This window comes from Vibrio sp. V19_P1S1T109 (assembly GCF_002241375.1).
Classification (GTDB): Bacteria; Pseudomonadota; Gammaproteobacteria; order Enterobacterales; family Vibrionaceae; genus Vibrio; species Vibrio anguillarum.
This window is the reverse complement of record NZ_NDIM01000072.1, coordinates 1-10,710: the sequence shown is the minus strand read 5'-3', so window position 1 is coordinate 10,710 and position 10,710 is coordinate 1. Positions and strand designations below refer to the sequence as shown.

At 46.3% G+C, this 10,710-nt stretch carries 11 protein-coding genes; 4 read left to right on the top strand and 7 right to left on the bottom strand.

The features are described 5' to 3' along the window. Position 1 precedes the first annotated feature (1 nt). Positions 2-373: a cytochrome b562 gene (locus B9J87_RS03530; protein WP_094149359.1), complete on the top strand. Its 372-nt coding sequence runs from the start codon at positions 2-4 to the stop codon at positions 371-373. A gap of 46 nt (positions 374-419) precedes the next feature. On the opposite strand, the gene B9J87_RS03525 is transcribed toward B9J87_RS03530, so the two are convergent. The 4 genes from B9J87_RS03525 to uhpT all read right to left on the bottom strand — a co-directional run bounded on the left by B9J87_RS03525 (position 420) and on the right by uhpT (position 5,504). Further along, positions 420-1,754 (bottom strand): MFS transporter, encoded by a 1,335-nt coding sequence (locus B9J87_RS03525; RefSeq protein ID WP_094125039.1) that lies wholly within the window; start codon positions 1,752-1,754, stop codon positions 420-422. A gap of 19 nt (positions 1,755-1,773) precedes the next feature. Then, positions 1,774-3,309, bottom strand: coding sequence for a signal transduction histidine-protein kinase/phosphatase UhpB (gene uhpB / locus B9J87_RS03520; protein ID WP_094149358.1), 1,536 nt, complete (start codon positions 3,307-3,309; stop codon positions 1,774-1,776). Beyond that, entirely contained in the window at positions 3,309-3,914 is a 606-nt protein-coding gene (gene uhpA, locus B9J87_RS03515) for a transcriptional regulator UhpA (RefSeq protein ID WP_026028260.1), read from the bottom strand. The genes uhpB and uhpA overlap by 1 nt, the downstream gene beginning before the upstream one ends. A gap of 195 nt (positions 3,915-4,109) precedes the next feature. Next, positions 4,110-5,504, bottom strand: a complete 1,395-nt coding sequence (uhpT, locus tag B9J87_RS03510) for a hexose-6-phosphate:phosphate antiporter (protein WP_013868016.1) — start codon at positions 5,502-5,504, stop codon at positions 4,110-4,112. Positions 5,505-5,848: 344 nt separating this feature from the next. Between uhpT and B9J87_RS03505 the strand changes: the two genes are divergently transcribed. After that, on the top strand, positions 5,849-6,214 hold the full coding sequence (locus tag B9J87_RS03505) for a hypothetical protein (RefSeq protein WP_026028259.1): 366 nt from the start codon (positions 5,849-5,851) through the stop codon (positions 6,212-6,214). Between the two features lie 22 nt (positions 6,215-6,236). On the opposite strand, the gene gloA2 is transcribed toward B9J87_RS03505, so the two are convergent. Together gloA2 and B9J87_RS03495 are read right to left on the bottom strand one after the other, a co-directional pair. Next, positions 6,237-6,620, bottom strand: coding sequence for an SMU1112c/YaeR family gloxylase I-like metalloprotein (gloA2, locus tag B9J87_RS03500; protein ID WP_094149357.1), 384 nt, complete (start codon positions 6,618-6,620; stop codon positions 6,237-6,239). 9 nt (positions 6,621-6,629) lie between these two features. After that, positions 6,630-7,553: a LysR family transcriptional regulator gene (locus B9J87_RS03495; protein WP_094149356.1), complete on the bottom strand. Its 924-nt coding sequence runs from the start codon at positions 7,551-7,553 to the stop codon at positions 6,630-6,632. A 174-nt stretch (positions 7,554-7,727) separates the two neighbouring features. On the opposite strand from B9J87_RS03495, the gene B9J87_RS03490 reads away from it, so the two are divergent. Both B9J87_RS03490 and tdh read left to right on the top strand, forming a co-directional pair. Further along, entirely contained in the window at positions 7,728-8,924 is a 1,197-nt protein-coding gene (locus tag B9J87_RS03490) for a glycine C-acetyltransferase (RefSeq protein WP_017046049.1), read from the top strand. Continuing rightward, positions 8,921-9,952 carry an L-threonine 3-dehydrogenase gene (gene tdh, locus B9J87_RS03485; protein WP_088733474.1) on the top strand — a complete coding sequence of 344 codons (1,032 nt, stop codon included), beginning with the start codon at positions 8,921-8,923 and terminating at the stop codon, positions 9,950-9,952. Before B9J87_RS03490 ends, tdh begins: the two co-directional genes overlap by 4 nt. 166 nt (positions 9,953-10,118) lie before the next feature. Here tdh and B9J87_RS03480 read toward each other — a convergent pair whose 3' ends face one another. Beyond that, complete coding sequence (locus B9J87_RS03480) at positions 10,119-10,478, bottom strand: diacylglycerol kinase (protein ID WP_013868010.1); 360 nt, start codon at positions 10,476-10,478, stop codon at positions 10,119-10,121. Between the last annotated feature and the right edge of the window lie 232 nt (positions 10,479-10,710).

The window sequence follows — 10,710 nt, the reverse complement described above, 5'->3', positions numbered from 1 at the left end:
GATATTAACAGCTTGCGCATTATTTGCGGCTAGCGTGTCGGCGGCTAATGTTGACTTAAAACAGAACATGAAACAAATGAAGCTTGAATTTAAACAAGCGGCAGAAGCGACCAGCGTTGAAACAATGCAAGCACCCATTGAGAGATTAAGTCAGTTGGTTGAAGAGTCAAAACGAGGAAATTATCCACCGGAGAAGCAAGATCTCTATTTAGAAGGGTTTAATAAGCTTTCAGTGGCATTAGACAAAATCGAAGTGGATCTTGAGCAAGGAAATTTAGAGCAAGCTCAACAAACGCTGCGGACGGTAGACGAACTGCGTGTTGAATACCACGAGCAGCGTAACCCAAGTATCTGGAAGCGCTTATTTGGTTAATCAGCTTTGTGGCCCCCTCACGATAACGTTGGATTGGTTATAACGTTCAATGGTTCGTGGGGTGGTCGCTGCCTGAAAACTGAGCTTGTAAGAAAGGCAGCAGTAGTAAGCCGATCACAGCGGCGCAAACAGAAATGGTGACAAAAAAACCTCGCCATTCGAATTGCTCGACAATAATGGCTAACGGGTAACCGGCGAGCGCTGCGCCCATATACGCAAATAACCCCACAAACCCAGTTGCTGCGCCAGCCGAATCTTTGTGAGAACACTCCGCGGCGGCCATACCAATTAACATTTGTGGGCCAAAGACAAAAAAGCCAATCGTAAAAAAGCCAGCGGCTTGGAATACAAACCCCGTTAACGGCATCAGCCACAGCGCTGCCACCGAAAGAAAAATGCCCATTGAAAAAATCAGGTTCATTGGCCCACGGTTGCCGCCAAACAGTTTGTCTGAACCCCAGCCTGCGACTAACGATCCAATAAATCCACCGACTTCAAACAGCGAAAGTGCGCCATTAGCCGTGATCAAATCATAGCCTTGTTGCTCGGTAAGGTAGATATTTCCCCAATCATTGATGGCAGTACGCACTATGTAGACCAGTACATAGCTCAAGGCGAGTAACCAAATGTACTTATTTCCTAATACATATTTGTGCAAAATCTGTTTGGTACTAAGACCGAGGCCTTCATTTTCTTGCGCCAGTTCAAGGGCGTCATTACGCCATTGACCAACGCTGGGTAAACCTTGGGTCATTGGTTTATCACGCAATCGCCAACATAAGAAAACCCCACCAATAACGGCTAAACAGCCCGGTACAATAAAACCTTCGCGCCAACTAAAATGGAAAGTGAGAAAGCCAACCAGTAATGGGATCAACGCGCCCCCCACGTTATGAGCGGTATTCCATAACGCCCACCAAAAACCACGTTCAGAGCGCGAATACCAAGTTGTCAGGAGTTTAGAGCAAGAAGGCCATCCCCAACCTTGGAACCAAGCATTGAGCACCCAGAGTAAGATGAACATACTGATTGAGCTTGAAAAGCCAAACAGAATATTGATAAAACCCGTGGCCATTAACCCTAGGCCCATAAAATAGCGCGGGTTGGAGCGGTCCGACAAAATCCCGGACAGAAATTTTGAGATACCATAGGTGATGTAAAACAACGTGCCCATGATGCCAATATCACTCTTATCTAAACCGAGGTCAGCAATCATCGCGGGCATGGCGTAATTCAAACTTTTACGCGTGAAGTAGAAAAGCGCATAACCGACATACATCGCCATCATGATGTGAAAGCGCCAATAACGGTACTGCTGGTTAACCTCCTGCGCTGATGCAAGAAGCGGTTGCGGTGGTTTAGAGCGTAGAAAATTTATCATAGTGCTTTATATTCCACGATTATAAGTGGGGCAGTGTGACGGTAAGCTGAGTGCCATTCTCGCCTAGATCGTGGTTGGCTGTTGTAGACTGACAGTGGCTAATAATCTGAAAGTGACCACCCAATGCCTCGACTCGCTCACGCATCCCCCGTAACCCAAAGCCGTTCAGCTGCGCTTGTGCTTTGAAACCGATGCCATCATCGTGAATGCACAGTGTGACATCACTTGCCAACGAAAACTCAATCACAATGTGGCTAGCTTCCGCGTATTTTAAGGCGTTATTGAGCGCCTCTTGGCACAATCGATAAAGGGTCACTTTGGTGGCATCACTTAGCTTTTGCAGTTGAGCGGTTGAATTCCCCGTCCAAACCACTTGGGTTTGAATGCCGTGCGTCTCAAATTCAAGGTCACGCAGCAGTTGATCCAGTGCTTCGACTAGGCCTAAATCATCTAAGGTTTTAGGGCGTAAACGGGTTAGCAAACTTTTAGTTGTGTCGTAAACATTTAAAGAGAGAGATTCAATGGTTTTAGCACAATTGCTGGTGACGGGCTGAGATTCGACGCGTTGAATAATGCTGGCTTGAGTACGGATAGCGGTAATGTTTTGACCGATCTCATCGTGCAGCTCGCGAGCAATATCGCGCCGAACAGATTCTTCAGCTTTGACTAATTGGCGGGACAAATTTTGGTTACGATCAAGCTGTTGGCGCAGCTTGGTGTTGAGATCTCTTTGTCGCTGCACACCCATTCCCAGCAAAATGCCGGTTAAACTTTGTGCTGAAAGAGAGAGCAGGAGATCAGTGATTTCCATATTAGAGACACCACTACGAGCCGCGATCAATGCAATGCTATTGAGCAGCGTACCGAGCAATGCACCTTGCCAGCCGTAGCGAAAAGCGAGCAAAATGATCGGGATGGCTAAACAAAATGGCGCAAAACGCCGAAGTTCATCAGGTAAACCAATTTGCAGCGCAATGCTTAAAATAAATAGTAAAGAGTAGAGTAAGACGTGACGCGTGCGAAATTCGATATGACGAGAGACTAAGTTCGCCGTCAGTGGAACCCAAGTGCTTTGGAAAAGATAATTCCATATCAAATAGCAGCTTGGCACAATCATTAAGCCAGCTGTGATGCTGACTAACATCACCATTGACGCGGTATGGCCGTGGTAGGTGGTGGCCAGCGTATTAATGATAGCGCTGGCGAGGATCAACCCGCCCATCACAATAAAGCGACGCCACTGACTTCCGTGGTAGTAGCGTTGGGCGAGCAGGTTTAAGGGCAGCGTTGCGATACTGGCGGCGAGTACTGTCAGCCATTGAGGTTGTTCCATTAGCATGGCGAGCGCAATCGTCAGCCACCATTCTGCACCATAAATCGCGGGCCAGTAACGTTGTGGACTGTGCAGCGCAGTGCCTAAACGCAGAGCAAAAGGAAAGAAGAAGATCGCCAGTTCCGGATCGTTGACAAAATAGTAGGCGATAACCCACAAGCAAAACCAACTGCAAGAGAGCAGAAACCAAGCGCAGAGTGACGTAATAAAATAGCGTGGCATTAGAATGAGTCAGAAAAATATTTCGCTAAGGCCACGTTATTGCTCACACCTAACTTATCCATTGCATTGGCGCGATGGACATGAATGGTTTTGTGGCTAAGTCCAAGCTCATTGGCGACCGCTTTCACATCCAGCCCGGCAGCCAGCATTTCACTGATTTGCCGTTCACGTTTGGTCAACTGTGCCAATAGCTTTGCCTCGCGCTTGGGGGAGGTGAGTTTAAGCGCAATATCGGGTGTTAAGTAGCAACCACCGTGGGCGCTGGTTCGTACGGCTTGGATAAGTTCATCTGGGCTACATCGTTTGCTTAAGTAGCCTCTTGCTCCAGCCTCCAAGGCTTTTTCGACCATGGCCGCGGAATCGTGAACGCTCAGCATAATGCACGCTATCCCAGAGGGTAGATCTTGAAGCAGCGACAGCCCGCTTTCATCAGGCATTGAAATATCAAGAATACAGACGTTTGCCCCCGTGCCGGGAAGCCCTGCGCGCGCTTCGGCTGCCGAGCTAAATTGGCCGACCACTTGGATATCGTCTTCAAGGTTCATGAGTTGGGCAAAGCCTGAACGTACCACGATATGGTCATCCACTAGTGCTACTTTGATCATCACAATCCCCGCTGTTTATATTGCCTGAGTAAAAAGGGAGCTTAAACTAACGCCACAGAGACAATTAAACAAGCAATATATCCCTTTGCTATGGATGCCATTGTAGAGGAGTCTAGCGCGTCAAAAAGGAAGGGGTGGCACAATAAAACGCGACACACTCATAAAAGAGAATATCGCGTTTGATTTTGCTGGGAGCTAAGCGGCAGCTGCGGCCAGCTTTAGCCTTTTCTCATGGCGGATCTTACGCTCTTCTGCGATAGCGACAAAAATTAGCAGCACGATACAGATCATCGCTGAAGTGTCGAGCGCAGCAAAGGTGCCCTTCCAGCCGGTGAGGCCAAAAATCGGTGTACCGTCGGCGATCATACCTAGGCCAAGTTTGGCAAAACTATCACCAATTAAGTAAGCAAAGGTGCCTTTAACGCCATCGGCGACACTGATCGCTTTTTTCGGCACAAAGCCAACCGCAGCAACACCAATCAGTAATTGTGGGCCAAAAACAAGGAAACCTAGCACAAACAGTGACGCGAGATACATAAACTCGCTGGTGGCGTGCTGATAGAATTCGAGCGCAACAATGATGAGTCCCAGAGAGACACAGGCGACCAAAGCTCGGCGGCCATTAGCAAGATCGGACAGATAACCCCACATTAAAGTGCCGACTAATGCGCCAACTTCAAAGAGAGTGAAGCCTGAAATGGCCGCTTCTTTTGACAAACCAAGTTCTTGATAGGCATACACAGTAGACCACTGGTCGATGCCGATACGCACGATGTAGAGGAAGATGTTGGCAAAGCAGAGTAACCAAATCACTTTGTTTTTCAAAATGTATTCAACAAAGATCTCACGTTTGGTCATTTGGTTTTCTTCCGCGGCAATATCTTCCTCGCTGACCGCTTCATCAAACAACTCTTCGACCGTACCTAAACCGTATGCTTCAGGAGAGTCACTACCGTAACGCAAACCAATGAAACCCACCACTAATGCGATGATTGATGGGAACACAAACATGCCCACAACATGACCATTAAAGAGATAGTTTGCACCAAACAGTGCTACGCCTGCCGCACCTGCGCCGCCGACATTGTGCGACATATTCCATAAACCCAAGTAGGTGCCGCGTTTATTTTTGGGCGTCCATTTGGTGATAGTGGAGTAGCTTGATGGCCCACCAGTACTTTGGAAAAAACCGCTTAGCGCATAAAAAGCAACCATTAGGAAAATGCTGACGCTTGAACCGCCCATGCTCATGCTAAATCCAAGCATTGCAATACCAGAAAGGATCAGCATAAAAGGTAGGAACTGTTTCGTGTTCTTGCCATCGGCGTAGTAAGAGACCACTGTCTTACCAATCCCGTAAGTGATGGAGAAACCAAGACCAATCAGCCCTAGCTGTGTCATCGACAAGCCGTAGGTTGAAATCATATCGTTTTGTGCAACGTTGAAGTTTTTGCGCACTAAATACATCGCCATGTAGCCAATAAACACCACAAGGTATGATTGTAAAAATGGTTTGAACCACATTTTACGGCGTTCTGCTGCGGGGAGATCGAGGGTCGGTAGCCGAACCTGTTGCAAAAGTTTTAGCATGTGAAATCCTTAGAAAATCACGTCAAAGAAATCTCTGCTGTCAGTCAATTCACACCAGAGTCGAATGGCTAGCAACCGTCTGGCTGCATCATAGAGTGATTGTAAAAATCGGCTTGGCGATTGACTTGAGGGCATGGCCTAACTGAGTTAAGAATATTTCCTAGTTTGGGTGGATTGATAGACAAAGCGTGAATGGAGTCACATTGATATGCATCTTGAAACGTCGTCTTTAAGCTAACGATTTGTAGCGAACTTGAGGGTATTTGTTAAGTTTTTAGCGCTGCCGCACTGTTATTTTTATCATTGCGTTATATAGTGTCGACAAGAAAAAATTGAGTGTTGCTATGATTCGCCTAAACCGTTTTAACAGAATAATGTTGCTCACCAGCGCGCTCAGTTGGGTGTTGGTGTCGCTTATGCCTGTAATAAACGCGCATGGCAATACGGCGGGGGTTTGGGCCACACTGTGCACCATTAATGGTTTTGAGCTGGTTCAAATTGAAGAGGGAAAAGTACAGACACAGCATACGAAACCCTGTCCCTTTGCTCATTTCTCCACCTTTCATCAAGATTCACTTCCAACGACACCTTTACTGACACGACTGAACTTGTTTGTTTCAGACAGCTACACTTTTTTGGCTCTAAGTGTACGATTTGAAAAACAAGTTCCTCGTGCGCCACCATTATTTAATCTGTTGTACTGGCGTTAGAAAATAGCCTTGATTCCTTCCACTATTCAGAATAAAGCTCTAACGGTAAACCATCTGGGTCGGCGAAAAATGTGTATTCGCGACCAGTGAACTCATCAACGCGGATGAGCTCGACGATGACGCCTTTTTCCTCTAAATACGCTTTGACTTCACTGACACTGTCCACCACAAACGCTAAATGTCGTAGCCCTTGAGCTTCAGGGAAGCTTGGTCTTGGTGGTGTATTTGGAAATGAGAACAGCTCAATTTGTCCGCCATCGGGCAGAGCAAGATCCAGCTTGTATGAATCGCGAGCGGCGCGGTAATTTTCAGCAATAACAGGCAGCCCTAAGATCTGAGTATAAAACGCTTTGGAACGTGCGTAGTCTGAACAAATAATTGCCGCGTGGTGGATTCGTTTTAGCATGATTAACCTTTATTTATTGAGTTTGCTGACCAAATGTTCAGTGACGTAATCAATGAACACCCGCAGCCTTGCTGGCATGTACTTGGTTTGTGGATATTGCATGGCAATTGATCCGTAGTAATTACTTTTGATCGTCCAATCGGCTAATAGCCGGACGACGCTGCCTTCAACGAGCGCTTGCTGAATGACAAAATCATGGAAGATGCCGATACCTAAGCCATTTTTCACGCCGTTCAAACGCATTTGTGAGTGGTTTACTGCATAGCGGCCTGAGACTGCCACTGTATGGAACTCATCTTCTTTATGAAAATCCCAGAGATGGTCACGCTCGGTTTCGGCAAGATACAAGCAGTCGTGATCCGTTAATTCGATAGGGTGGGTGGGCGTGCCTCTGGCCGCTATATATTCTGGGCTGGCGCACAACACTAAGTGGGTTTTGCCAATTTCACGCAGTACCAAGTTTTCATCTGGCTTATCAGTCAGTTTAAACGCCACATCAATATTGTGTTTGAATAAATCGATCGCACCATCTGCAGCTCTCAGCTTAAGTTGAATTTCAGGGTATTGAGTTAGAAAAGGAAGCACAAGGGGTTGCAGAACTGAATTCAAAAATGCTTCAGGTGCCGCAACAGTGAGTGCACCTGCAGGTTCGGTGTGGTCAGAGGTGGAAAGCTCAACCGCTTGCTGCGCAGCGTTGACCATCAACAAACTTTGATCATAAACGCGCTTTCCTGCCTGAGTGATTAAGAGCTGGCGCGTGGTTCGCTCAAATAACTTCACTGATAGCGCTTGTTCTAAACGGGTAATCAATTTACTTAATGCCGAAGGTGTTACCCCCAGCTTTTGAGCGGCTGCCGTAAAGCTACCTTCATTGACGACGAGAATGAAAGCCGCTAAATCAGGCAGCAGGGCGATAAGACGATGCGTGATCATAATTGTATTTGTGCCTGAAGTTCACGAATGGTTTTCCATGTCATGGGATAATAGTCGTAAATGGGATCAACTAAAATACCATTAAGCGATTTTACAGTGTAAATGAAGGGTCTATTTTCGTTTAGGCTGCCCTACACCATAGCTATTGCGCTATATAAAAATAAGGACGTAGCAATGTCTTCTGCATTTTATCAACAGATCCAAAACCAGCTTGAGGAAATCAAAGCGGAAGGTCTGTATAAATCTGAACGTGTGATTACCTCGCAGCAACAAGCGGCGGTCGAAATTTCTACTGGTGAAGAAGTGTTGAACTTCTGTGCCAACAACTACCTTGGTTTGGCCAATCACCCTGCGCTGGTTGAAGCGGCGAAGCAAGGCATGGACAGTCACGGCTTTGGTATGGCTTCGGTACGTTTCATCTGTGGTACGCAAGATATCCATAAGCAACTGGAACAGAAGCTCTCTCAATTCTTAGGTAAAGAAGATACGATTCTTTACACCTCATGTTTTGATGCAAACACCGGTTTATTTGAAACTATTTTAGATAAAGAAGACGCGATTATCTCTGACGCGTTGAACCATGCCTCAATCATTGATGGTGTGCGTTTATGTAAAGCGATGCGTTTTCGTTACTCCAACAATAACATGCAAGAATTGGAACAGCAGTTGATCGCAGCCGATGCGGCGGGCGCTCGTAATAAGCTCATCGTAACGGATGGTGTATTCTCAATGGATGGCGTAGTCGCAAACTTGCCTGCGATTTGTGATTTAGCGGATCAATACAACGCGCTCGTCATGGTGGATGATTCACACGCGGTTGGATTTATGGGTACAAATGGCCGTGGTACGCATGAATACCATGATGTGATTGACCGTATTGATATCATCACCGGTACCCTTGGTAAAGCGATGGGTGGTGCCTCAGGTGGCTACACTTCCGGTAAAAAAGAGGTAATTGATTGGCTTCGTCAACGTTCACGTCCTTATTTATTCTCTAATTCGGTTGCGCCAGCGATTGTTGCAGCATCGATTCGCGTGCTGGATTTACTGGCAGAAAGCGCCGCGCTTCGCGACCAACTTTGGGATAACGCCGCGCATTTCCGTACTCGTATGGAAGGCGCGGGGTTCACTATGGGTGGCGCGGATCACGCCATCATCCCGATTATGCTCGGCGATGCTATCGTTGCAGCAGAGTTTGCAGAACGAGCACTAGCTAAGGGCATTTATGTTGTTGGTTTCTCGTTCCCTGTCGTGCCAAAAGGCCAAGCTCGTATTAGAACACAAATGTCAGCCGCGCATAGCCGCGAGCAACTCGACCACGCCATTGATGCGTTTATTGCTGTTGGCCAAGAAATGGGGCTCATTAGATGAAAATTAAAGCATTATCCAAACTTAAACCAGAGCAAGGTATTTGGATGACCGAAGTGCCAATGCCTGAGCTTGGTCACAACGATCTGCTGATTAAAATTAAGAAAACCGCAATTTGTGGCACCGATGTTCACATCTATAACTGGGATGAGTGGTCACAAAAAACCATCCCAGTGCCAATGGTGGTTGGCCATGAATACGTCGGTGAAGTGGTTGGCATTGGTCAAGAAGTTCGCGGTTTTGAATTAGGTGATCGCGTGTCTGGCGAAGGTCATATTACTTGCGGCCATTGTCGAAATTGCCGCGGTGGTCGTACTCACTTATGTCGTAATACTGTGGGTGTTGGTGTGAACCGCACTGGTGCATTTTCTGAATACTTAGTTATCCCTGCGTTTAATGCTTTCAAGATCCCAGATGGTATTTCCGATGATCTAGCCTCGATTTTTGACCCATTTGGTAACGCGGTACATACCGCATTGTCATTTGATTTAGTCGGCGAAGATGTGCTGATCACTGGTGCTGGTCCAATCGGTATCATGGCGGCCGCAGTGGCGAAACACGTTGGTGCGCGCCATGTGGTGATCACCGATGTCAACGAATATCGCCTTGAACTTGCGCGCAAAATGGGCGTGACACGCGCCGTGAATGTTGCGGAACAAAAGTTAGAAGAGGTCATGAGTGAACTTGGCATGACGGAAGGTTTTGACGTCGGCCTTGAAATGTCAGGCGTACCGAGTGCCTTTAGTTCTATGCTGAAAACCATGAATCACGGTGGTCGTATTGCTTTATTAGGTATCCCACCTTCAGATATGGCGATCGATTGGAACCAAGTGATCTTCAAAGGTTTGGTGATCAAAGGTATCTATGGCCGTGAAATGTTTGAAACTTGGTATAAGATGGCGAGCCTCATTCAATCTGGCCTCGATTTAACGCCTATCATCACTCACCATTACAAAATTGATGACTTCCAAACGGGCTTCGATGCTATGCGCAGCGGGCTTTCTGGCAAAGTTATCCTTGATTGGGAATAATCGAATATTGAAGTTGAAGCGCTCCGGTTGGGGCGCTTTTTTTGAACAGCATTTACTCTGCGACTACAGAATAAACAAGCAAGTTAACGGCGGTGGCAAAACATAGCGCTAGGAGAAAACTAATACCGACGTAAGAAAACGAATAATTTTCAAACGATCACTTCATTTAGCGTACCAAAATAAAAATCCATGTAAATGCAGCAAAAAGTAGTGCAATCAAAACCGCAGCTGATCCTATATCCTTCGCACGGCCACTGAGCTCATGCCACTCACTACCTACGCGATCAACTACAGCTTCCACGGCTGAATTCATAAGCTCAACGATGACAATCAGCACTAAGCTACCGATCATCATTAACTGTTCTAATTCATTGACCGGCAAGAAAAAAGTGATCGCAATTAGAATGATAGAAGCGACGATTTCTTGCCTAAAGGCGGCTTCATTTTTCCATGCAGCCTGAAGGCCTTTCATTGAATAACCTGTAGCGTAAAATAAACGACTTATTCCTGTACGGCCTGGTTTCATAAAGTGAGTAACCTAATAGTTAATAATGAGATAATAAAAATGTCGATAGCTTGAGTTGACTCTCATCTTATTAAAAAGTGCTATCGGATGTAGCATACTGTATCTATCTATTATTTTTCTATATGAAAATTCATTGCCATGTCACTTTTTTGAAATAATACAAAGTTGATGTTATCCCTATTAACAAAAATCGCCATAGTAATGATTAAAATTTAGACGGCCTCTTCAGTCA

Bases quoted from the DNA above. Each gene is read 5' to 3' on its own strand.
- B9J87_RS03525 (WP_094125039.1), bottom strand. From the start codon at position 1,754: ATGATAAATTTTCTACGCTCTAAACCACCGCAACCGCTTCTTGCATCA.
- uhpB (WP_094149358.1), bottom strand. From the start codon at position 3,309: ATGCCACGCTATTTTATTACGTCACTCTGCGCTTGGTTTCTGCTCTCT.
- uhpA (WP_026028260.1), bottom strand. From the start codon at position 3,914: ATGATCAAAGTAGCACTAGTGGATGACCATATCGTGGTACGTTCAGGC.
- uhpT (WP_013868016.1), bottom strand. From the start codon at position 5,504: ATGCTAAAACTTTTGCAACAGGTTCGGCTACCGACCCTCGATCTCCCC.
- B9J87_RS03505 (WP_026028259.1), top strand. From the start codon at position 5,849: ATGATTCGCCTAAACCGTTTTAACAGAATAATGTTGCTCACCAGCGCG.
- gloA2 (WP_094149357.1), bottom strand. From the start codon at position 6,620: ATGCTAAAACGAATCCACCACGCGGCAATTATTTGTTCAGACTACGCA.
- B9J87_RS03495 (WP_094149356.1), bottom strand. From the start codon at position 7,553: ATGATCACGCATCGTCTTATCGCCCTGCTGCCTGATTTAGCGGCTTTC.
- B9J87_RS03490 (WP_017046049.1), top strand. From the start codon at position 7,728: ATGTCTTCTGCATTTTATCAACAGATCCAAAACCAGCTTGAGGAAATC.
- tdh (WP_088733474.1), top strand. From the start codon at position 8,921: ATGAAAATTAAAGCATTATCCAAACTTAAACCAGAGCAAGGTATTTGG.
- B9J87_RS03480 (WP_013868010.1), bottom strand. From the start codon at position 10,478: ATGAAACCAGGCCGTACAGGAATAAGTCGTTTATTTTACGCTACAGGT.